Below are 20,105 nucleotides of genomic sequence, written 5' to 3'. Positions count from 1 at the left end.
GCCCGAGGAATTGGACCCGAACGGGTGAGTTGCCAACCCGATCGAATGTTCCGTCTGATACGGCGGCGGCCCTGATTCCGATCATCGAAAATTTTACGTATGTCGAAATCTTCGGTCTATTACATAGAGACTATACCAGTTTTCCAAATGAAGCGGCCGCAATGCTCCGGCGCCTTCCCAGTGCCTGGAGAAGCGCTATTTGCGATACAGGGGTATGGATAGGTCATAGTGTCGCATCGATTTGGCGACGGCGTGTATCAGCGACGCAGCCGCATGTCGATGTGGGCAAGCCCAAAATCGTCGTAGGGCTCGGTGATCCGGACGAAGCCGAAGCCGCCGTAGAAACGCTCCAGATGCTGCTGGGCGCCGATGACCACGTCGCGCTCCGGCCAATGCTCCGCCAGCACCGCCAGCGATTCGGCGACGAGCGCGCGCCCCAGTCCGGTCGAACGCTGCGACGGATCGACCGCCAGCCTCCCGAAGGAGACCGGGGCATCCGGGCCTTTGTCTTCGGGATCGAGACAGCGGGCGCAGCCGACGACGGCGCCGGACGCGTCGGCGGCAATCAGGTGCAAGGCGCCGGGATCGCGGCCGTCGATGTCGGGATAGGGGGAGGCCTGCTCGACCACGAACACCCGGCTGCGCAGGGCCAGCAGGTCATGGAGTTCGCGAAGGCTCAGCGCGTCAAAGGCGACGCGGCGGATGGGCGGGGGTGGCATCGGGGGAGCGTACCGGTCAGGCGATCGCGTTGCGGATCATGTAGTCGGCGATGTCCTTGGGCTTGACCTTGACCTCGGTCAGCGGCTCGTCGGCGGTCATCGCCTTGGCGACCAGCAGGCTGTTCTGCACATTGGTCAGGGCGATGCGGAAGACGCCGGCGGCACCCTTCAGCCGCGGATAATAGGTGGGGTCGATCACTTTCTCGCGCCGGCCGAGCCGGGCCAGCGCGGTCTCCTCGTCCAGCCCGTCGATCTCCTTGGACTCGATCAGCTTCCAGTCGGTCTCGCCGCCCCAGCCGGCGGTTACGGCGGATTTGACCGCCGCCTCGTCCTCTGCGACGCCCAGCTTGAAGATGTGCTTTCCCTGTCCGACGTCGGACGCCCATTTGGTCAGGGCGGCGCTGCGCGCGACGAAGACGACGGCCATGACGACTCGATCCTCTTGAGGGGAAAAGGCTGGAAGCGGGTTACTGCAGCGACGACTGGCGCGCGATCGGCGTGATCAGGATGCGGGTGACCACGTCCTTGCCGAACATGGCGACCACGGATTCGTCGATGCGACGGCGCAGGGCGGGGACATTGGCGATGTTGCCGCGGACGATCCAGCCCTCGTCGATGCCCTTGTAGATGGCGGTCAGCACGGCGTCGTGCAGGCGGGGGATGCTCAACTGCACCTCGCCCAGCCGCAGAGCGTCGCCGATCTCCAGGTTCACTTCGACCTGGGTGTATTTCTCGATCCGGCCTGCATTCACCACCGGAACCATCAGCGGCTTGATCCGCACCGACGGGGGCAGGGCGCCCGGCGCCCCTTCGGCCGCGGACGCCGGCAAGGCGGCCGTCAGGACGCCCGCCAGCGACAGCACCCCGACCAAGGCGGCGCGGGCGGCGCCGGAAAAGCAGCGGGCCGGCATGCTGTTCGAAAGGAAATCGGCAGGCTGAAGGCTGCGCATCAAGGAACACCGCGAAGGACCGGAAGGTGTTGAATCCTACCGGTCCGGCGCGGTGCTTGCAACCTTGACCCGTGCCCCTGGGGTCGGCCCGGATGCGGCCGGTCAGCGCATATCCGCGTTCGTCAGGCGGCCTTCTTGCCGCTGGCGGCGATGGCCTTCTTGTTGACGTCGCCGATGGCCAGCTTGTTCAGCAGCGAGTCCGTGTCCTTCTCTTCCTGAAGTGTCTCGTCCAGCAACTGGGCGACCTTGTCCAGGCCGCAGGCGGTGGCATAGGCGTGCAGCGTGCCGTAGCTGGCGATCTCGTAATGCTCCACCTTCTGGGCGGCGGCGATCAGGGCGGCGTCCTGCACCTCCGGGGCGAGGCCCATTTCGAGGATTTCCTGGGCTTCGCTGATCAGCCCCTCCATCGCGTCGCAATGCTTGCCACGGGGGCGGGTGTCCAGTTCCTCGAAGACCTGCTGAAGCCGCTCGATCTGGCCGTTGGTCTGTTCGAGGTGGGTTTCGAAGGCTTGGCGGAGCTGTTCGGAATGGGCGGCCTTGATCATCTTGGGGAGGGCCTTCGTGATCTGCTTCTCGGCGTGGTAAATGTCGCGGAGATCCTCGATCAGCAGATCCTGCATCGTCTTGGCAGCCATGGTGACGGTCCTTCCTCGCTGTGGATGTCCGTCCGGCGGGCGTTTGCGGAGCGGGGAACTCCTGCGCGCCGGATCGGCAGCGTGGACAACAGCGGTGACGGCCGGGTGTTGCAGTCTCGAACGGGGATTGACCATCGGGCAAATGGGCTGACGGATGGGTGCCGAAGGAGGGTTCATATGACGGCAGGCAATGGGGATGGCGAGGTCCTGTTCGAGTTTCAGCGCGTCGGCAGCTATCTGCGGGTCACCGCCATCGACGCCCAGACCGGCGTGGAGGTGACGGTGGCCGGCCCGGCGACCGGCAGCCAGGAACTGCTGAGGCGGACGGCGATCAACAAACTGCGCTTTGTTCAGAACAAGGGGGCCCAGAACAAGGAGCCCCGGAACAAGGAGGCCAAGGCGGCACCGGACCAGAAGCCGGGCACCAAGACGCGGCCGGGCGGGCTCTACTGATCTTCGACCTGGGTCAGGGATCGGAAAAAGGCGATCGGGACAAGAAAACGCGCCGCCGGTCGGGACCGGCGGCGCGGATCGAAGTCTGGCTTTGCTGATGGTGAGCGCCGGCATGCCCCCGCCGACGGCCCAAGCTGTAACGCCGGACCGCCGGTCGTAGAGCGAACCGCTCGACCCCGACAGTAGACCTATGCCTGCCCGTTGGCACTGGCGCAGGGGGTGTAACGCTTGTAGAACCGCGCATCGCTGAACGAATGGCGCATAAGAAGGGCGTTCTTCCGCGCCGTCCGTTCGGATCGCGATCGGCGGATTTGGGCGGATCGCTTCCGGACCGGCCACGCGGGGTCGGCTGTTCTCCGGAGCAAGGGACCGAAACACCAGAGGATCGAGGCCATGGTTCGTGTGACGGCTTTCCTGCGCGTGTCACTCATGTCGACGGCGCTGGCGGCAACCCTGCTGGCTTCCCAGGCGGCGACTGCCGCCGGGCCGAATGCCGGCGCCCACGCTGCCCAGGGACAAGGCGGTCAAGGTCATGGCGGGCAGGCGGGTCCGCGGTCCGGCGGCGACAAGCAGGCCGGTCCGGCCAACGCGGCGCCGCCTTCCACTGCTCCCCAGCCGACGACGCCCGCCGCCGGCTGCGTGAAGCCGGGTGTTCCGCTGTGCATGGACGATCAGGCCACCTTCCTCAGTGCCGACAGGATGTCGTCCTGCCAGGGCGAGGTGAAGGAGTATGTCGACAAGTCGATGGCCTACCTGACCTGCCTGAATGACGAGAATATCGCCACGGGACGCGAGTTGAGCCGCAATGTCGACCGCTTCAACTGCCGCCTGTCGGGCCGGAAGGGATGCGCCAACTGAAGCGCGCCGCCCGTTGGCCGGACGGGCCCGAACATTGTGCCGGTTCTTGACGTCGACCTTCGGCGACTGTGAGAGCCGGTCGCGTCTTCAATCAATCCGATATGGCCTGTACCGGCCGGACACGCACACGGGCCGGATCCCGGGAGGGTCCGGCCCGTGCTGCATACGGACTTTACTCGTTCAGCCGGCCTTGCGGCGGGTCTGGCGGCCGGAGCTGCGGCCCAGGCCGATGCGCTTGGCGAATTCCGAACGCTGCGCCGCATAGTTCGGCGCGACCATCGGATAGTCGGGCGGAAGTCCCCAACGGGCGCGGTATTCGTCCGGCGACATGTTGTAGGTCGAGCGAAGGTGCCGTTTCAGCATCTTCAACTTCTTCCCGTCTTCCAGGCAGACGATGTATTCGGGCGTCACCGACTTGCGAATCGGAACGGCCGGCTTCAGCGGTTCCGCCGCGACCTCGCGGGGCTGACCATTCAGTCCGGTCAGCGACGAGTAGACCGTATTGATCACGTCGGGGATTTGCTGAGCAGGCAACACGTTCTTGCTGACATACGCCGATACGATGTCGGCGGTCATCCGCAGCAGCGCATTGTCCGGTACATCGGCGCGAAGCTGGTCGCTCATTGCACTGTGTCCTGGCTTTTCATTTGTCCGTAGGAACCAAGTTGCATACCGTGATTTGGGTGTCAATATAATTCCGGCAAGCGTCAAATTAGTTGCTCTTGCCAGTCAGAACAAAGGAGCAAGGTGCAAATCAGCTTTCGCTGAAAACCGTCCCCGCGTCGTGGCTGTGTCGCAGCTTTAGGGGGCGTCTAGTAAGCGCCGGCTTGCGATTTTCCGACGATAGGGATCCGGTAATTGGTTGTTTTCCCGCTCCTATAACGAATCGGCTATCTCCCTTGCTTCGGCAGCTCGGCAACGAACGGGTGAAATTCAAGTCTACACTTTCGCGGGAGTTGGGGTGTCGCGTCGTTCCGAGCCGATCGACCTCGGCGTGGATGTGACGGCGCCGGTGCGACAGGTCCCGGCAAGCCGGCCGGATCCCGCCCCCATCCTAGCCATGCATCCACGTCATGGTGTGGCTGTGGCGGTTTGCACCGACATCTGGTAGGGTGCGGGCGTCTTTCGCCGCTTCGCCCATCACCGCATCCGCGACCGCACGCACCGGAGTTTCCGTCGTCATGACCGTCAGCACTGTGGCACTCGCCTCCGATCACGCCGGCTACGAGCTGAAGGCTCAGATCGCCCGGCAACTGGAGGCCGCCGGCTACACCGTCCTCGATCTCGGCACCGACGGTCCGGCTTCGGTCGATTACCCGGATTTCGCCGCGGCGTTGGCAGCCGCCGTCACCGACGGCCGGGCGCAGCGTGGCGTGCTGATCTGCGGCAGCGGCATCGGCATCAGCATCGCCGCCAACCGCCATCCCGGCATCCGCGCCGCCCTGGTCCATGACGTCACCACCGCGCGCCTGTCGCGCGAGCACAACGACGCCAATGTGATCGCGCTGGGCGCCCGCATCATCGGGCCGGAAATCGCCAAGGATTGCGTGGACGCCTTCCTGAAGGCCGAATTCGAAGGCGGTGAGCGGCACAGCCGCCGCATCGCCAAGATGGGCTGAGCGCGCCGCTGGCGCCGCCCTGTCCCGGCCCAGCATTCGGCCGCAGAGGCCCGCAACCGGGGCGCGACAGAACCCGGACCGACCAGTATGGAAGCCGCCAGTCCGGGCCGCCCGGACCGCTTCATGCCCTTCGATGAGGAACCTTCCGCCATGACCAGCAGCAACACCGCCGAGATCGGCCGCTTCTTCGCCGCCTCGCTTGCCGAGACCGATCCCGAACTGGCCCGCGCGGTGCGCGACGAGCTGGTCCGCCAGCAGGAGCAGATCGAACTGATCGCGTCCGAGAACATCGTCTCGCAGGCGGTGCTGGAGGCGCAGGGCTCGGTCCTGACCAACAAGTATGCCGAGGGTTATCCGGGCAAGCGCTACTACGGCGGCTGCGAGTTCGTCGACGTGGCGGAGAACCTGGCGATCGAGCGCGCCTGCAAGCTGTTCGGCTGCGGGTTCGCCAACGTGCAGCCCAACTCCGGCAGCCAGGCCAACCAGGCGGTGATGCTGGCCCTGCTGCAGCCGGGCGACTGCGTGCTGGGCATGTCGTTGGCCGCCGGCGGCCACCTGACCCATGGCGCCGCACCGAACATGTCGGGCAAGTGGTTCAAGGCCGTGCAGTATGGCGTGCGCAAGGACGACCACCTGATCGACTTCGATCAGGTCGAGGCGCTGGCCCGCGAGCACAAGCCGAAGCTGATCATCGCCGGCGGCTCCGCCTATCCGCGTGTTCTCGACTATGAGCGTTTCCGCGCCATCGCGGACGAGGTCGGCGCCATCTTCATGGTGGACATCGCCCATTATGCCGGCCTGATCGCCGGCGGCGTCTATCCGAACCCGTTCCCTTACGCCGACGTCGTCACCACCACCACCCACAAGACGCTGCGCGGCCCGCGCGGCGGCATGGTGCTGACCAACAAGGAAGACATCGCCAAGAAGATCAACTCTGCGGTGTTCCCCGGCTTGCAGGGCGGCCCGCTGATGCATGTCATCGCCGCCAAGGCGGTGGCCTTCGCCGAGGCGCTGCGTCCGGAGTTCAAGACCTACGCCCAGGCGGTGGTCGACAACGCCCAGATCCTGGCCAAGACGCTGATCGCCGGCGGGCTGGACATCGTGTCGGGCGGCACCGACAGCCACATCGTGCTGGTCGACCTGCGTCCGAAGAACCTGACCGGCAAGGCGGCGGAAGCCAGCCTGGAGCATGCCGGCATGACCTGCAACAAGAACGGCGTGCCGTTCGACCCGCAGAAGCCGATGATCACCTCCGGCGTCCGTCTGGGCAGCCCGGCGGCGACCACCCGCGGTTTCGGCACCGCCGAGTTCAAACAGGTCGGCGAGATGATCGTCGAGACGCTGGACGGGCTGGCCGCCAGCAACTCCGGCGACAACACGGCGGTGGAAGCGGCGATGCGCGAGCGCGTGCGCGGCCTGTGCCGTCAGTTCCCGATCTATCCGACTCTCTGATCAGACCTTTTGCTCCGACCAAGGTGATCGACAGATGCGCTGCCCGTTCTGCGGAAACGAGGATACCCAGGTCAAGGACTCGCGCCCGACCGAAGACAACTCGGCAATCCGCCGGCGGCGCTTCTGTCCCAGTTGCAGCGCCCGCTTCACCACCTTCGAACGCGTGCAGCTGCGCGAGTTGACGGTGGTGAAGAGCAATGGCCAGCGCGAAGCCTTCGACCGCGAAAAGCTCCTGCGGTCGATGCGCATCGCGCTGCGCAAGCGCCCGATCGATGCCGACCGCATCGACCGGGTGGTGAACAGCATGGTCCGTCAGCTGGAGTCCTCCGGCGAAAGCGAGATCCCGTCGAAGCAGATCGGCGAGAAGATCATGGAGGCGCTGCAGACGATGGATCAGGTGGCGTATATCCGCTACGCCTCCGTCTACAAGGACTTCCGCGAAGCGTCGGACTTCAACGAGTTCGTGGAGCAGCTGGCGCCGGAAGCTTCGCCGGGGATTTGAGATGCTGCGGGGAAGGGGCGTGCTATCGCCCCCTCCCTAACCCTCCCCCGCTCTCAGCGGACCTACGGTCCGCCTGTCGCGTCAGCACAAAGCAAAGCTTTGTGCGAGAGCTTCGGCGGGAGAGGGGACTGCCGCCGCACTCCCGCAAAGCTCCTACCCCCTCCACCGTGATCGGAGCGACCTTTGGTCGGCCGAGGGCGGGGGAGGGTCGGGGAGGGGGCAACAGCACGCCCCCTCAATCGCTCATCACCCGAACTGGGCCAGGATCGCCAGCAGCAGGATCGCCACGATGTTGGTGATCTTGATCATCGGGTTCACCGCCGGGCCGGCGGTGTCCTTGTAGGGGTCGCCGACGGTGTCGCCGGTCACCGCCGCCTTGTGCGCGTCGGAGCCCTTGCCGCCGTGGTTGCCTTCCTCGATGTACTTCTTGGCATTGTCCCAGGCGCCGCCGCCGGACGTCATCGAAATCGCAACGAAGATGCCGGTGACGATGGTGCCCAGCAGCATCGCGCCCAGCGAGGCGAAGCCCGCCGCCTGACCGCCGATGGCGGCGATGACGAAATACAGAACCACCGGGGCCAACACCGGCAGCAGCGAGGGGATCACCATCTCCTTGATCGCCGCGCGGGTCAGCATGTCCACCGCCCGGCCGTAATCGGGCTTGGCGGTACCCTCCATGATGCCGGGGATCTCGCGGAACTGGCGGCGCACCTCCACCACCACCGACCCGGCGGCGCGGCCGACGGCGGTCATGCCCATGGCGCCGAACAGGTAGGGCAGAAGACCGCCCACCAGCAGGCCGACGACGACATAGGGGTCGTTCAGCCGGAACTCCACCGGCACATTCGGGAAGTAATGGCCCAGATCCTGGACATAGGCCGCGAACAGGACCAGCGCCGCCAGTCCGGCGGAACCGATGGCGTAACCCTTGGTCACCGCCTTGGTGGTGTTGCCGACGGCGTCCAGCGCATCGGTGGTGACGCGGATGTTGGCGGGCATGTCCGACATCTCGGCGATGCCGCCGGCATTGTCGGTGACAGGGCCATAGGCGTCGAGCGCCACCACCATGCCGGCCAGCGCCAGCATCGTCGTCGCGGCGATGCCGATGCCGAAGACGCCGGCCTGGCCATGGGCGATCAGGATGCCGGCGCAGATGACGATCACCGGCAGGGCGGTCGACTCCATGGAAACGGCCAGACCCTGGATGACGTTGGTGCCGTGTCCCGTCTCAGACGCCTTGGCGACGCTGCGCACCGGGCGGAAAGCGGTGGAGGTGTAGTATTCGGTGATCCAGACCAGCAGCCCGGTGACGCCCAGCCCGACCAGGGCGGAGACCAACAGGTTGAACCCGGTGATCGAGGTGCCGTCAGACATGGGGATCGCGCGGGTGAAGCCGAACAGGATCGCGGTGACGATCAGGATCAGCACCAGCGACAGCCCGGCCGCGACGATCAGACCCTTGTACAGCGCCTTCATGATGGCGTTGTCGGCACCGAGCTTCACCGCGAAGGTGCCGGCGACCGAGGCCAGGATGCACACCGCGCCGATCAGCAGCGGATAGACCAGCATCAGCCGCAACACGCCCCCGGAAAAGAAAATCGCCGCCAACAGCATGGTGGCGACGATCGTGACGGCGTAGGTTTCGAACAGGTCGGCGGCCATACCGGCACAGTCGCCGACATTGTCTCCGACATTGTCCGCGATGACCGCGGGGTTACGTGGGTCGTCCTCCGGGATGCCCGCCTCCACCTTGCCGACGAGGTCGGCGCCGACGTCCGCCCCCTTGGTGAAGATGCCGCCGCCCAGCCGCGCGAAGATGGAGATCAGCGACGCGCCGAAGCTGAGCGCCACGAGCGCCTCCAGGATCGTGCGGACCTCCACCGGGTCGTTGACCCGATAGATCAGCGTCAGGACGCCGAAATAGCCGCCGACGCCCAGCAGTCCCAGCCCGACCACCAGCATGCCGGTGATCGCCCCCGACTTGAAGGCGATGTCCAGCGCCGGGGCCAAACCGTTGGTCGCGGCCTGCGCCGTGCGGACGTTGGCGCGGACCGACACGTTCATGCCGACATAGCCGGCGCTGCCCGATAGCACGGCGCCGATCAAGAAGCCCAAGGCCACCGGAAAGCCCAGCGTCACCCACAGGATGACCAGCAGGACGACGCCGGCGATGGCGATGGTGGTGTATTGGCGGTTCAGATAGGCACGCGCCCCTTCCTGCACCGCTGCGGCGATGGCCTGCATCCGCTCCGACCCCGGCGAAGCGGCCATGACTTCTTTTCCGGTGCGAAAACCGTAGGCCAGCGCGAGCAGGCCGGCGGCGATGATGACGATGAACGCTAAAGCCATCGCATCCCCCGATTGATTTCAAGGTCGCGCCCAGGAAAGGCTGTCTCCCAACCGTAGTCAAATGGGGGAGAAGTCGGGCGCAAGTATTCCCGGAAAAAGCATGCTCCCGGTGCCGCCGCTTTGCAACCGCCGGCCGGCCGGACGCGGCGCGGCGAAATGGCCGTGGGGTACCCTGTCCTTTGTGGGTAGTGCCGGTCTTCTGCGCTGCACAATAAGCGGGGATTTCAGGCAAATAGGCGGGAGATCAGAGATTGCGCTGCGTAACCGCCTGAACCAGAACGTCCTGTACGGCGTCCTTGCCGATGATTTTGCCGGCTGCCTCGACCAATTTGGCCTTTACGGCAGGAATATTGACCAAAGCGCCGTTGAGGATCGACTGGTCGGCGATGCCCCCGTAAAGCGCGGTCAGGAAGGCATCGGTCAGGCGCGGCTGGTTGGCCTGGGCCAGCGGCTGCTTGTCCAGAACCACCTCGACCGCGACGACGACGGTCACGAACTGCTCGACTCGGGATGGGCCGATCATCGGCACCACCAGCGGCGGCAGGCGGACGAAGGCGGTGGGCGGCTTCGGTGGCGGCTCCACCTTCTTCGGCGGCGCGTCCGGATGTTCGGTGAAGTATTTCTGATAGACGAACCAGCCGCCGAAGCTGGCGCCGCCCAGCAGCACGATGCCCAGGACGAGAACGATCAGGGCCTTGACCACCGCAGCACACCTTCGCAGACACCGAACCGCCGCACCCTGCGCCGGTCATGCTTTCAATTGTCTTAAGGGCAGGGGGTGGAAACCCGGTCAGAAGTGGTCCCAGCCGCGGCGGGCCAGCGGCAGGGCAGCTCCGGCGGCGTCCAGCACCGTGACCTCGCCAGGCGGGCCGGGGTTGAGTTCGCCGATCTCGGTGATGGCGACTCCGCTGTCCGCGGCCAGGGCGGCGAGCGCATCGCGGGCCGACGGCGGGGCGGTGAACAGAAGCTCGTAATCGTCGCCGCCGGTAATGGCCAGGGCCAGACAGACGGGATCGCCGTCGATGGCGCCACGCGCCGCGTCCGACAGTGGGACCGTGGCGGCCCGCAGCAGGGCGGCGCAGCCCGACTCCTCACAGAGATGGCCCAGGTCGGCGACCAGCCCGTCCGACACGTCCATGGCTCCGTTGGCGAGCCCGATCAGGCGCGGCCCGACGCTCATGCGCGGGTCCGGCCGGCGCATGCGGCGCAGCAGGTGGGCGCGGGTTTGCTGATCCGGGATGTCGAGCCGGCCATAGGCGATCTCCAGCCCCAGGGCGGCGTCGCCGATGGTTCCGGTGACGAAGACGCGATCGCCCGGACGCCCACCCCAGCGCGGCAGGGCGCGCCCGGCGGGCACCAGACCGAAGGCGGTCACCGACAGGGTGATCGGGCCGGTGGTGGAGACCGAATCGCCACCGGCCAGCGCGATGCCGAATTGCCGCTGGTCCTCGCCCAACCCGGCGGCGAAGCCCTCCAGCCAGGACTCGTCCAGCCCGCGGGGCAGGGCGGTCACCAGCGTGTAGGCCAGCGGTTCCGCCCCCATGGCGGCGAGGTCGGACAGGTTGCTGCGCATCAGCTTGGCCGCGATGTCGGCCGGCGAATCGTCGGGGAAGAAATGCACCCCGGCCACCATGGCATCGGTGGTGACCACCAGTTCCCGCCCCTCCGGCACGCCGAACACGGCGGCATCGTCCCGCAGGCCGCGGGCACCGGGAAACCCGGCAGCCAGCGGCTTGAAGAAACGGGTGATGCGCCCGAACTCGCCGAGGGGCTTGGGGGTGGTCATTCTGCAAAACGACCGAAATCCCCTCTCCCCCCCGGGGAGAGGGTGAGGGGGATGGAAAGCGTGGCCTTATCGAGAGAAAACCACTTGGCAAACGCCCGTTCCCTCACCCGGCTGCTGGCGCAGCCACCCTCTCCCGCAAGCAGGCGAGGAACCGCCCCCCTCACCCGGACGGCTATCGCCGTCCGACCTCTCCCCGGGGGGGAGAGGCGGAAGCGCGGGGGGAGGTGCATTCTCACTCCTCGGCCGGGCCGCGGCCTGGGTCGGGCTTGGCGAGGTCGTCGGCGCGCAGCGCGCGGGCGACATGGTCGAGCACGCCGTTCACCATCGCCGGCTCGCGGCCGGAGAAGAAGGCGCGGGCGACGTCGACATACTCGCTGATGAGGATGCGCGGGTGGGTGTCCATATGGACCGCGATCTCATAGGCGCCGGCGCGCAGGATGGCGCGCAGCAGCAGCTCCAGCCGGTCGAGCGGGAAGCGCGGATCGAGCGCGGCGCCCAGCACCCCGTCCACCTCGGCCCGGCGATGGATCGCGCCACGGACGATGTCAGCGAACAGCTGCGGATCGCCGGAAACGAACTTGTCGCCGTCGATCTCCTCGCCCAGCCGGTGGGCGACGAACTCGCCGACGACATTCTCGACCGGGGCCTGGGCCAGATCGATCTGGTACAGCGCCTGGGTCGCGGCCAGGCGGGCGGCCTTGCGGCGCGCCTTGGCGGAGCCGCCGCCGGTCTTGTTCTTGCGGGACTTCGATTTGCCCTTGGAGTCGCCGCCCTTGGGGGCGTGATCGGGTGTCACGGGGCGGCCCGCGTCGTCGTTGCTCATGATCTGCAGTCGCTAAAAGAGAGGAGATGTCGGGGTCAGCGCGGATAGAGGCGGAATTTGCGCTTCAGGTCAATCATGTCAAGACAGGCCCGCGCGGCGCGGCCCCCCATATTGACCGATCCGACATTGGCGCGCGCCCAGGCCTGCTCGCGGTTTTCCACCGTCAGGATGCCGTTTCCAACCGCCAGACTGTAGCGCAGGGCAAGATCCTGCAGGCCGCGGGCGCTTTCGGCACAGATCGTTTCGTACCGCGTCGTCTCGCCCCGGATCACGCAGCCCAGCGCCACGTAGCCGTCGAAGCGCTTGCGGGCAGTGAAGAAGTCCATGGAGCGGATGGCGTACATAATCGCCGCCGGAAGCTCCAGACAGCCGGGCACGCCGTAGCGGATGTGGGTGGCGCCGGCGCGGTCGAGTTCCGCGACGGCGCCACGCGCCAACTCATCGGCGATGTCCTCGTGGACGCGGGCGTCCACGACCATGATATGGGGCGTGTCGGTCATCCGGCGGAGACCAGTCCCTTGTTCAATCGTCGCCCGGGTCTGTGCCGCCCGGCGTGATGGCGCGGTGGCCGACCACGGTCAGGCCGTAGCCCTCCAGCCCGATGATCGGCTTCTTGCGGTTGGACAGCAGCACCATCTTGCGGACGCCGAGATCCAGCAGGATCTGCGCGCCGATGCCGTAGTCGCGCAGTTCCGGCGCGCTGCCGGACTGGCCTTCCAGCCGGGCCTTGAGCACGGTGGACAGGCCGTTGGGGTTCGGCTCGCGCAGCAGCACGACGACGCCGCGGCCTTCCTTGGCGATCAGCTCCATCGAGGCATGGAGGTCGGCGTCGCGGCCGGAGTTGCGGTCGCCCAGCACGTCGTCCAGCACCGACTGGGCATGCATGCGCACCAGCACCGGCTCGTCGCCGGAGATGTCGCCGCGCACCAGCGCAATGTGCTCGGCATACTGGATCTTGTTGATGTAGACGTAGGACTGGAAGCGGCCGCCGAAGCGGCTGTCCAGCGTGCCGGCCAGCACCTGCTCGACGATGGTCTCGGTGCGGCGGCGGTAGGCGATCAGGTCGGCGATGGTGCCCACCTTCAGCCCGTGGAACTGGGCGAACTGCACCAGATCCGGCAGGCGGGCCATGCTGCCGTCGTCGTTCATGATCTCGCAGATCACGGCGGAGGAGGAATGGCCGGACAGCCGGGCGATGTCGACCGACGCCTCGGTATGGCCGGCGCGGACCAGCACGCCGCCGTCACGCGCCAGCAGCGGGAAGATATGGCCGGGGGTGGCGAGGTCATGCGGGCCGGACGCCGGGTCGATGGCGACCGCGATGGTGCGGGCGCGGTCGGCGGCGGAGATGCCGGTGGTCACCCCCTCGCGCGCCTCGATCGAGACGGTGAAGGCGGTCTGGTGGCGCGATGCGTTCTGCTGCGCCATCAGCGGCAGGCGCAGCCGTTCGATGTTCGGCCGGTCCATGGTGAGGCAGATCAGGCCGCGCCCATGCTTGGCCATGAAGTTCACCGCTTCCGGCGTGGCGCAGGAGGCGGGGATCACCAGATCGCCCTCGTTCTCCCGGTCCTCGTCGTCGACCAGGATGAACATTCTGCCCTGACGCGCCTCTTCGATGATCTCTTCGGCCGTCGACAGGTACTTGTGAAACTCGGACGTCATTCCTGCCCCGCGAGCCGGGCGACATAGCGCGCCAGCATATCGATTTCGAGATTGACCGGATCGCCCTCCTTCAGCCCGCCGAAAGTGGTGGCGGTCTGGGTGTGGGGGATGATGTTGACGCCGAAGCGGTTGCCCTCGACCTCGTTGACGGTCAGCGACACGCCGTCGATGGCGACCGAGCCCTTGGGCGCGATGTATTTGGCGAGAGTGGCCGGCGCCTCGAAGGTCAGGCGCAGCGATTCGCCTTCGGGGCGGATCGACAGCAGCCGGCCGACGCCGTCGACATGGCCGGACACGATGTGCCCGCCCAGCTCGTCGCCGACCTTCAGCGCGCGTTCCAGGTTGACGCGCGTGCCGGGCTCCCACCCGCCGAGCGTCGTCTTCGACAGGGTTTCCCCCGACGCCTGGATGACGTAGGTCCCCGGCCCCTTTTCGATGACCGTCAGACAGACGCCGTTGTGGGCGATGGACGCCCCGATCGCGATCGTCTCCGTGTCGAAGGCGGTCTCGATGGTGAACCGGGTGTCGCCCTGCCGCTCCACGGCCCGGACGCGCCCGACATCGGTGATGATTCCGGTGAACATGGCGGCGAATTTAGCAGGTTTCGCGGCCAGGGGAAGCGCGCGCGACACCGCAAGCAACGCAACGGTCTGTTGCGTGGTCTGGACCGGTGGCGAAACCGACGGTCAGGACGAAATGCGGCGATAGCTCTCGGCGAGATCGGCGCCGGCACTGCGGACGGCGGTGCGTTCGAAGCGCGCCATTTCGGTCAGCGCCTCGACTCCGAAGCCGGCAACCGCCGGCAGCCCGTCGCCGCCGATCAGCGACGGGGCGCGGAACCACTCCAGCCTGTCGACCAGCCCGGCACGCAGAAGGGCGCCGGCCATCGTCGCGCCACCTTCCACGAGGACGCGGGTGATGCCGCGGGAGGCGAGGGCGGAGAGGGCGGCGGCGGGATCGACGCGACCGTCGGGGGTGGCTGCGACCGGAAGTATCTCCACGCCGAGCGCGGTCAACGCCTGCGAGCTTGCGGGGTCCGGGGTGGGGCCGGTGACGACCCAGGTCGGAATGCGCTTGGCGCTGGTCGCGAGCTTCGCCGCGGGGGGGAGGCGCAGGCTGCTGTCCACCACCACGCGCACCGGGCTGCGGTCGCCGAGGCCGGGCAGGCGGCAGGTCAGTTCGGGGTCGTCGGCCAACGCGGTGCCGATGCCGACCAGGATCGCATCATGGCCGGCGCGCAGACGGTGGCCCCAGGCGCGGGCGGTCGGGCCGGTGATCCATTGCGACTCGCCGGTACAGGTGGCGATGCGGCCGTCCAGCGTGCTGGCGACTTTCAGCGTGACCAGCGGGCGGCCCAGCGTGATGCGGTTGAAGAAGCCCTCGTTGAGGGCCAGCGCCTCGGCCTCGCAAACGCCGGTGACCACCTCGATCCCGGCGTCGCGCAGACGGGCCAGCCCACCGCCGGCAACCCGCGGGTCCGGGTCCTGGCAAGCGACGACGACGCGCGCCACCTTCGCCTCCACCAGCGCCAGGGCGCAGGGCGGCGTCTTGCCATAATGGTTGCAGGGTTCGAGCGTGACGTAAGCGGTGGCGCCCTCGGTCCCGCCGGAGAGGGTGCGGGCGCGGGCCAGTGCTTCCGTCTCGGCATGGGGACGACCGCCGGGCTGGGTCCAGCCGCGGCCGATGACGGCGCGATCGCGGACCAGCACGCAGCCGACCGCCGGATTGGGCCATGTCCGCCCCAGCCCGCGCGCAGCGAGCGACAGGGCGGCTTGCATATGGCGCAGGTCGGTGTCGGGTGAAACGGACACGGTAACAGTCAGGCGATCAGCTGCCGGGGCCCTTGCCCTTGGCGTCCTTGGCCGAGAAGCGGCCGACGTTGCCCATCATCTGTTCCAGGAAGCCCATCTCGCGGCCGGCGGTGGGCGTCGAGCGCTCGACCAGATCGATGTCCTGGCCGTTCGACTTGTCCAGCGTCTTGATCTCGCGCAGGACGCCGGCATCGTCGAAGCGGGCGATGACGACGCGGCGCTCCGTCACCTCCGGCTCGAAGAAGGCGGTCTTCTCAGTCTTCTGTCCGATATAGTACCAGACATTCTGATCGAAGGTGCCCACCGAGGTCGGCGTGCCCAGAACCGCGGCGACGTCATCGCGCCGGCTCTGGCCGGGCTGCAGCTCCGCCACCAGCTGCGGGTCCGTCAGGTTGCCGCGGGTGGCGACGACGGGGGAGCAGCCGGTCGCGGCGAGGCCGGCGAACAGGACGCTTCCCAGAAGGGCGGTGCGAATGACGGCGCGCGGGGCGGAAAAGTTCGATCTGGTCATGGTGCTCGGGCTATGATGGAGCCGGCGGGGCATGGGACTGCCCGCTGACGCGGATAGTCTCTAAGGCGGGACAATCGCACCGGGCGCTTCGCCCTGTCAACGAGACTCCGATTCGGGGAAGGGCTGCCGTTCGTGTCTGAGAGCTTCATGGATCGTCTGCTGGGTCCTCTGCTGAATGGCCTGGGCGGCGGCGCGCGCGCCCGAAATGCCGAGGCGGTGGGCGGGCTGTTCACCGGCATCGTCGCCCAGGCCCGCCAGCCGGGCTTCTACGCCGCACTGGGCGTGCCGGACACTCTGGACGGCCGGTTCGAGATGGTGGCGCTGCACCTGTTCCTGGTCATGCGCCGGCTGAAGGGGCAGGGGGCGGCGGCTGCCAAACTGTCGCAGCGCCTCTACGAGACGATGGTCGACGATTTCGAGAAGTCGATCATGGAGTTGGGGGCCGGCGACAGCGGCATTGCCCGGCGCGTGAAGACGATGGCGCGCGGCATGGCCGGGCGAATCCGCGCCTATGACGAGGCGCTGGCCGAATCCGATGACGGCCGGCTGGAAGTGGCGTTGGACAACAACCTGTACGGCACGGTCGATCCGGTGCCGGACGGGGCGCTCCCCGCCATGGCCGCCTATGTGCGTGCCTGCACCGCGGCGCTCGATGCCCAGCCGCTGGAGTCGCTGATGCGCGGCGAGCTGCGCTTCGCCCCTGCTCCCGCCTGAGGGCGCACTATATATACTGCGCCTGACGGGCCGGGGGCATCGCAGAGGGCTTGCCTTTCGCGGCCGGCGGCTGCATGTGACTCAGGTGCGGGCGGGCGCCTGTTGTTCCCGCCTGTCCGTCCGTTTCGACCGCCGCCTTGGTTTCATCAGAGAGTCTTTCGCCATGAGTCCTGTGAACGGTGCCCTGCCGGCCCCGGAATTCTCGCGCATCGTCAATGCCGACGCGGTGCGCCGTGCCGACGTGACCGAGACCATCGAGGCGACGGAGACGGAGCGCCGCGCGCTCGCCGAGCGGCTGGAGCTGGAGGCGATCGGCAGCCTGACCGCCACGGTGAAGCTGCGCGCAGTGCGCGGCGGCCAGATGATCCGCGTGTCCGGCAAGCTGGAAGCCGATGTGGTCCAGACCTGCGTCGTCACGCTGGAGCCGGTGCCGGCCCATGTCAGCGAGAGTTTCGAGGCGCTGTTCGCCCCGTCCTCGATGGTCGAGGACCAGGGGCTGGAGATCGATTTCGACCCCTCTTTGTCGGACGAGGACATTCCCGAGCCGATGGAGAACAACCGAATCGACATCGGCGAGCTGACCGCGCAGCACCTGTCGCTGGGCCTCGACCCCTATCCGCATGCCGAGGGCGTGGAATTCGAGGGCTATGACGAGGGTGTTGACGGGGATCACGTCGAAGAAGACGTGGCGGAGGAGCCGGAAAAGCCGAACCCGTTCGCCGTTCTGCAACAATTGAAGCAGCAGAAGTGACTGCGGTCTTGCGTCCCCCTCGGTTCCTTGTATAAGGGCCGGCGTTTCCACCCCCTCCAATGAGCGGCGCGGGGTTGCGAAATGGGGGTTGTTCGGGCTTGCCCTTTGGGGGCATTTGCCTTATTGAATGCCGCTCGCGCTGGGCGGCCCCTGTTCGGGCCGCCCTTTCCAATGAAGAGAGTTTACGGTCATGGCTGTTCCGAAGAAGAAGACCTCCAAGTCGCGGCGCAACATGCGGCGTTCGCACCACGCTCTGCCGACCTCGGCCTACAACGAGTGCCCGAGCTGCGGTGAGCTGAAGCGCCCGCACCACGTCTGCGGGTCTTGCGGCCAGTACGACCAGCGCGAAGTGGTTCAGAGCGGCACCGCGGCCGCTTGATCCCGATCGCGTTGTCTGAGGTCCCGATGATCAGGGGCGTTTCTCGCCCCTGCCGGGGTCCTAGCCGGGGAGCCTGTTCGCGGTGAGCCAGCGCCTGACCATCGCCCTGGATGCCATGGGTGGCGATCTCGGTCCCGACATGGTCATTGCCGGGGCGGAGATCGCGCGGGAGCGCCATCCCGATGTGCGTTTTCTGCTGTATGGCGACCGGGAGCGTATCGAACCGCTGCTGAGCCAGCGGCCCGCGTTGAAGGCGGTGGCGGAGATCCGCCATACCGCCGACTTCGTGGCCGGGGACGCCAAGCCTGCGGTGGCGCTGCGCGCCGGACGCCAGTCCAGCATGAGGCTGGCCATCGACGCCGTGGCGTCGGGCGAGGCCGCCTGCGTGGTCTCGGCCGGCAACACCGGCGCCCTGATGGCAATGGCGAAGTTCGTGTTGAAGACGCTGCCGGGCATCGACCGGCCGGCGATGGCGTCCTTCTTCCCGACGCAACGGGGCGAGAGCGTGATGCTGGACCTCGGCGCCAACGCCGAATGCCAGCCGGAAAACCTCGTCCAGTTCGCCGTGATGGGGGCGGTCTTCGCGCGCGCCATCCTGGGCCTGCCGGAGCCGTCGATCGGCGTGCTGAACATCGGCTCGGAAGACATGAAGGGCAACGAGGTGGTGCGTGCCGCGGCGGCCAGCCTGCGCGACATGCCGCTGCCCGGCCGCTTCCACGGCTTCGTCGAAGGCACCGATATCGGGCTGGGCACGGTGGACGTCATCGTCACCGACGGCTTCACCGGCAATGTCGCGCTGAAGACGGCGGAGGGGACGGCCAAGCTGTTCTCCGAGTTCCTGCGCCGCACCTTCGCGACGTCCTTCCTGGCACGGATCGGCTATCTGCTGGCACGCGGCGCCTTCAAGCGCTTCCGCGAGCGGATCGACCCGCGGCGCTACAACGGCGCGATGTTCCTGGGCCTGCGCGGCGTCTGCGTGAAGAGCCATGGCGGGACCGACCCGGTCGGATTCGCCAATGCCGTCGCGGTCGCCATCAATCTGGCGACGCACGGTTTCAACGAGCGCATCAAGGAAGAGATGGGGCGCATAGCCGACGCGAACCCTCTTCCCGACACGAAGGCGGCGGCGGGCTGAACAATGGTCATGCGTTCCCGAGTTCTTGGTTGCGGTACCTTCCTGCCGGCCAACATCGTCACCAACCAGGATCTGGAACAGCGGGTCGACACGTCGGACGAGTGGATCGTCCAGCGCACCGGCATCAAGTCGCGCCACATCGCGGCGGAGGGGGAGAAGACCTCCGACCTCGCCATCGCCGCGGCGACCCGCGCGCTTGAGCATGCCGGCGTGCCGGCCGACAGCATCGACTGCATCATCCTGGCCACCACCACCCCGGACAACACCTTCCCGGCTACGGCGACCAAGGTGCAGGCGGCGCTGGGGACCAGGGGCTTTGCCATGGACATCCAGGCGGTCTGCGCCGGGTTCGTCTATGCCATGGCGGTCGCCGACAATTTCCTGCGCAACGGTCAGGCGCGCCGCGCCCTGGTGATCGGGGCGGAGACATTCTCCCGCCTGCTGGACTGGAGCGACCGCACCACCTGCGTGTTGTTCGGCGACGGCGCCGGTGCCATCGTGATGGAGGCCTATGAGGCCAAGGGCGATTCGACCGATCGCGGCGTGCTGTCCACCCATCTGCATTCCGACGGCAGCCAATACGACCTGCTCTATGTCGACGGCGGCGCTTCCTCGACCGGCACCATCGGCCATGTCCGCATGCACGGGCAGGAGATCTTCCGCCATGCCATCTCCAAGCTGTCGGCGGTGGTGGAGGAGGCTTTGGTCGCCAACGGTCTGGAGTCCACCGACATCGACTGGATGGTTCCGCACCAGGCGAACCGGCGCATCATCGACGGGTTGGCCCGCAAGATGAAGTTGTCGCCGGAAAAGGTCGTGCTGACGGTGGACCGCCACGGCAACACGTCGGCTGCGTCGATCCCGCTGGCGCTGGGCGAGGCGGTGGCCGACGGCCGGGTCAAGCGCGGCGACCTGATCCTGATGGAAGCCATCGGCGGCGGCCTGACCTGGGGTTCGGCGCTGATCCGCTGGTAAGCGGTCCCTCCTTTTTCCGCG

24 protein-coding genes are annotated in these 20,105 nt (G+C 67.3%); 10 read left to right on the top strand and 14 right to left on the bottom strand.

Going from position 1 to position 20,105, the window contains the following annotated elements; translation table 11 throughout:
• Positions 1–257 precede the first annotated feature (257 nt).
• The 4 genes from J2Y49_RS09415 to J2Y49_RS09400 all read right to left on the bottom strand — a co-directional run bounded on the left by J2Y49_RS09415 (position 258) and on the right by J2Y49_RS09400 (position 2,304).
• Positions 258–719, bottom strand: coding sequence for a GNAT family N-acetyltransferase (locus J2Y49_RS09415; RefSeq protein ID WP_310114352.1), 462 nt, complete (start codon positions 717–719; stop codon positions 258–260).
• 16 nt (positions 720–735) lie between these two features.
• A complete protein-coding gene (locus J2Y49_RS09410; RefSeq protein ID WP_310114350.1) occupies positions 736–1,146 on the bottom strand; it encodes a hypothetical protein in 411 nt (136 codons plus the stop codon).
• A gap of 40 nt (positions 1,147–1,186) precedes the next feature.
• Complete coding sequence (locus tag J2Y49_RS09405) at positions 1,187–1,669, bottom strand: hypothetical protein (RefSeq protein WP_310114349.1); 483 nt, start codon at positions 1,667–1,669, stop codon at positions 1,187–1,189.
• Positions 1,670–1,791: 122 nt separating this feature from the next.
• Positions 1,792–2,304 (bottom strand): ferritin-like domain-containing protein, encoded by a 513-nt coding sequence (locus J2Y49_RS09400; protein WP_310114347.1) that lies wholly within the window; start codon positions 2,302–2,304, stop codon positions 1,792–1,794.
• Positions 2,305–2,481: 177 nt separating this feature from the next.
• Here J2Y49_RS09400 and J2Y49_RS09395 point away from each other — a divergent pair, with 177 nt between their 5' ends.
• Both J2Y49_RS09395 and J2Y49_RS09390 read left to right on the top strand, forming a co-directional pair.
• Entirely contained in the window at positions 2,482–2,757 is a 276-nt protein-coding gene (locus J2Y49_RS09395; protein ID WP_310114345.1) for a DUF6898 family protein, read from the top strand.
• Between the two features lie 393 nt (positions 2,758–3,150).
• Positions 3,151–3,615, top strand: coding sequence for a hypothetical protein (locus tag J2Y49_RS09390; RefSeq protein WP_310114343.1), 465 nt, complete (start codon positions 3,151–3,153; stop codon positions 3,613–3,615).
• A 180-nt stretch (positions 3,616–3,795) separates the two neighbouring features.
• Here J2Y49_RS09390 and J2Y49_RS09385 read toward each other — a convergent pair whose 3' ends face one another.
• Positions 3,796–4,239: a MucR family transcriptional regulator gene (locus J2Y49_RS09385; RefSeq protein ID WP_014247241.1), complete on the bottom strand. Its 444-nt coding sequence runs from the start codon at positions 4,237–4,239 to the stop codon at positions 3,796–3,798.
• A 557-nt stretch (positions 4,240–4,796) separates the two neighbouring features.
• Here J2Y49_RS09385 and rpiB point away from each other — a divergent pair.
• The 3 genes from rpiB to nrdR all read left to right on the top strand — a co-directional run bounded on the left by rpiB (position 4,797) and on the right by nrdR (position 7,188).
• Complete coding sequence (rpiB, locus tag J2Y49_RS09380; protein ID WP_111065895.1) at positions 4,797–5,234, top strand: ribose 5-phosphate isomerase B; 438 nt, start codon at positions 4,797–4,799, stop codon at positions 5,232–5,234.
• Positions 5,235–5,384: 150 nt separating this feature from the next.
• A complete protein-coding gene (glyA, locus tag J2Y49_RS09375) occupies positions 5,385–6,686 on the top strand; it encodes a serine hydroxymethyltransferase (RefSeq protein ID WP_310114337.1) in 1,302 nt (433 codons plus the stop codon).
• Positions 6,687–6,720: 34 nt separating this feature from the next.
• Positions 6,721–7,188: a transcriptional regulator NrdR gene (gene nrdR / locus J2Y49_RS09370; protein WP_310114335.1), complete on the top strand. Its 468-nt coding sequence runs from the start codon at positions 6,721–6,723 to the stop codon at positions 7,186–7,188.
• Between the two features lie 246 nt (positions 7,189–7,434).
• On the opposite strand, the gene J2Y49_RS09365 is transcribed toward nrdR, so the two are convergent.
• From J2Y49_RS09365 to J2Y49_RS09325, 9 genes are all read right to left on the bottom strand, one after another.
• Positions 7,435–9,537 (bottom strand): sodium-translocating pyrophosphatase, encoded by a 2,103-nt coding sequence (locus J2Y49_RS09365; protein WP_310114333.1) that lies wholly within the window; start codon positions 9,535–9,537, stop codon positions 7,435–7,437.
• 244 nt (positions 9,538–9,781) lie between these two features.
• The gene (locus J2Y49_RS09360) at positions 9,782–10,240 is read right to left on the bottom strand and encodes a hypothetical protein (protein WP_310114331.1); all 459 of its coding nucleotides are present in this window, start codon (positions 10,238–10,240) and stop codon (positions 9,782–9,784) included.
• Positions 10,241–10,327: 87 nt separating this feature from the next.
• Entirely contained in the window at positions 10,328–11,323 is a 996-nt protein-coding gene (gene thiL / locus J2Y49_RS09355) for a thiamine-phosphate kinase (RefSeq protein WP_310114330.1), read from the bottom strand.
• 232 nt (positions 11,324–11,555) lie between these two features.
• A complete protein-coding gene (nusB, locus tag J2Y49_RS09350; protein ID WP_310114328.1) occupies positions 11,556–12,146 on the bottom strand; it encodes a transcription antitermination factor NusB in 591 nt (196 codons plus the stop codon).
• Between the two features lie 35 nt (positions 12,147–12,181).
• Positions 12,182–12,646: a 6,7-dimethyl-8-ribityllumazine synthase gene (gene ribH, locus J2Y49_RS09345; protein ID WP_012973639.1), complete on the bottom strand. Its 465-nt coding sequence runs from the start codon at positions 12,644–12,646 to the stop codon at positions 12,182–12,184.
• Positions 12,647–12,668: 22 nt separating this feature from the next.
• Complete coding sequence (gene ribB, locus J2Y49_RS09340) at positions 12,669–13,808, bottom strand: 3,4-dihydroxy-2-butanone-4-phosphate synthase (protein ID WP_310114323.1); 1,140 nt, start codon at positions 13,806–13,808, stop codon at positions 12,669–12,671.
• Positions 13,805–14,392: a riboflavin synthase gene (locus J2Y49_RS09335; protein WP_136705378.1), complete on the bottom strand. Its 588-nt coding sequence runs from the start codon at positions 14,390–14,392 to the stop codon at positions 13,805–13,807. The genes ribB and J2Y49_RS09335 overlap by 4 nt, the downstream gene beginning before the upstream one ends.
• Positions 14,393–14,494: 102 nt before the next feature.
• Positions 14,495–15,586: a bifunctional diaminohydroxyphosphoribosylaminopyrimidine deaminase/5-amino-6-(5-phosphoribosylamino)uracil reductase RibD gene (gene ribD / locus J2Y49_RS09330; RefSeq protein WP_310114979.1), complete on the bottom strand. Its 1,092-nt coding sequence runs from the start codon at positions 15,584–15,586 to the stop codon at positions 14,495–14,497.
• A 49-nt stretch (positions 15,587–15,635) separates the two neighbouring features.
• A complete protein-coding gene (locus J2Y49_RS09325; protein ID WP_310114320.1) occupies positions 15,636–16,130 on the bottom strand; it encodes an outer membrane protein assembly factor BamE in 495 nt (164 codons plus the stop codon).
• 147 nt (positions 16,131–16,277) lie between these two features.
• Between J2Y49_RS09325 and J2Y49_RS09320 the strand changes: the two genes are divergently transcribed.
• The 5 genes from J2Y49_RS09320 to J2Y49_RS09300 all read left to right on the top strand — a co-directional run bounded on the left by J2Y49_RS09320 (position 16,278) and on the right by J2Y49_RS09300 (position 20,084).
• The gene (locus J2Y49_RS09320) at positions 16,278–16,844 is read left to right on the top strand and encodes a ubiquinol-cytochrome C chaperone family protein (protein WP_310114318.1); all 567 of its coding nucleotides are present in this window, start codon (positions 16,278–16,280) and stop codon (positions 16,842–16,844) included.
• A gap of 163 nt (positions 16,845–17,007) precedes the next feature.
• Positions 17,008–17,595: a DUF177 domain-containing protein gene (locus J2Y49_RS09315; RefSeq protein ID WP_310114316.1), complete on the top strand. Its 588-nt coding sequence runs from the start codon at positions 17,008–17,010 to the stop codon at positions 17,593–17,595.
• Positions 17,596–17,785: 190 nt separating this feature from the next.
• On the top strand, positions 17,786–17,974 hold the full coding sequence (gene rpmF, locus J2Y49_RS09310) for a 50S ribosomal protein L32 (RefSeq protein WP_111065907.1): 189 nt from the start codon (positions 17,786–17,788) through the stop codon (positions 17,972–17,974).
• An 82-nt stretch (positions 17,975–18,056) separates the two neighbouring features.
• Positions 18,057–19,109 (top strand): phosphate acyltransferase PlsX, encoded by a 1,053-nt coding sequence (gene plsX / locus J2Y49_RS09305; RefSeq protein WP_310114313.1) that lies wholly within the window; start codon positions 18,057–18,059, stop codon positions 19,107–19,109.
• 3 nt (positions 19,110–19,112) lie between these two features.
• Entirely contained in the window at positions 19,113–20,084 is a 972-nt protein-coding gene (locus J2Y49_RS09300) for a beta-ketoacyl-ACP synthase III (protein ID WP_310114311.1), read from the top strand.
• The last annotated feature ends 21 nt before the right edge of the window (positions 20,085–20,105 follow it).

Origin of the sequence: Azospirillum sp. BE72 (genome assembly GCF_031455875.1) — a bacterium.
Taxonomy (GTDB): domain Bacteria; phylum Pseudomonadota; class Alphaproteobacteria; order Azospirillales; family Azospirillaceae; genus Azospirillum.
Note: the sequence above shows the minus strand (reverse complement) of the source record. Positions and strands in the feature narration are given on the sequence as shown.

Coding starts and splice junctions, on each gene's coding strand:
- ribB (WP_310114323.1), bottom strand. CDS start 13,808: ATGACGTCCGAGTTTCACAAGTACCTGTCGACGGCCGAAGAGATCATC.
- J2Y49_RS09390 (WP_310114343.1), top strand. CDS start 3,151: ATGGTTCGTGTGACGGCTTTCCTGCGCGTGTCACTCATGTCGACGGCG.
- J2Y49_RS09315 (WP_310114316.1), top strand. CDS start 17,008: ATGAGTCCTGTGAACGGTGCCCTGCCGGCCCCGGAATTCTCGCGCATC.
- J2Y49_RS09320 (WP_310114318.1), top strand. CDS start 16,278: ATGGATCGTCTGCTGGGTCCTCTGCTGAATGGCCTGGGCGGCGGCGCG.
- J2Y49_RS09415 (WP_310114352.1), bottom strand. CDS start 719: ATGCCACCCCCGCCCATCCGCCGCGTCGCCTTTGACGCGCTGAGCCTT.
- J2Y49_RS09385 (WP_014247241.1), bottom strand. CDS start 4,239: ATGAGCGACCAGCTTCGCGCCGATGTACCGGACAATGCGCTGCTGCGG.
- thiL (WP_310114330.1), bottom strand. CDS start 11,323: ATGACCACCCCCAAGCCCCTCGGCGAGTTCGGGCGCATCACCCGTTTC.
- nusB (WP_310114328.1), bottom strand. CDS start 12,146: ATGAGCAACGACGACGCGGGCCGCCCCGTGACACCCGATCACGCCCCC.
- J2Y49_RS09405 (WP_310114349.1), bottom strand. CDS start 1,669: ATGCGCAGCCTTCAGCCTGCCGATTTCCTTTCGAACAGCATGCCGGCC.
- J2Y49_RS09365 (WP_310114333.1), bottom strand. CDS start 9,537: ATGGCTTTAGCGTTCATCGTCATCATCGCCGCCGGCCTGCTCGCGCTG.
- J2Y49_RS09335 (WP_136705378.1), bottom strand. CDS start 14,392: ATGTTCACCGGAATCATCACCGATGTCGGGCGCGTCCGGGCCGTGGAG.
- rpmF (WP_111065907.1), top strand. CDS start 17,786: ATGGCTGTTCCGAAGAAGAAGACCTCCAAGTCGCGGCGCAACATGCGG.
- J2Y49_RS09395 (WP_310114345.1), top strand. CDS start 2,482: ATGACGGCAGGCAATGGGGATGGCGAGGTCCTGTTCGAGTTTCAGCGC.
- rpiB (WP_111065895.1), top strand. CDS start 4,797: ATGACCGTCAGCACTGTGGCACTCGCCTCCGATCACGCCGGCTACGAG.
- J2Y49_RS09400 (WP_310114347.1), bottom strand. CDS start 2,304: ATGGCTGCCAAGACGATGCAGGATCTGCTGATCGAGGATCTCCGCGAC.
- glyA (WP_310114337.1), top strand. CDS start 5,385: ATGACCAGCAGCAACACCGCCGAGATCGGCCGCTTCTTCGCCGCCTCG.
- nrdR (WP_310114335.1), top strand. CDS start 6,721: ATGCGCTGCCCGTTCTGCGGAAACGAGGATACCCAGGTCAAGGACTCG.
- J2Y49_RS09300 (WP_310114311.1), top strand. CDS start 19,113: ATGGTCATGCGTTCCCGAGTTCTTGGTTGCGGTACCTTCCTGCCGGCC.
- ribD (WP_310114979.1), bottom strand. CDS start 15,586: ATGCAAGCCGCCCTGTCGCTCGCTGCGCGCGGGCTGGGGCGGACATGG.
- J2Y49_RS09410 (WP_310114350.1), bottom strand. CDS start 1,146: ATGGCCGTCGTCTTCGTCGCGCGCAGCGCCGCCCTGACCAAATGGGCG.
- ribH (WP_012973639.1), bottom strand. CDS start 12,646: ATGACCGACACGCCCCATATCATGGTCGTGGACGCCCGCGTCCACGAG.
- J2Y49_RS09325 (WP_310114320.1), bottom strand. CDS start 16,130: ATGACCAGATCGAACTTTTCCGCCCCGCGCGCCGTCATTCGCACCGCC.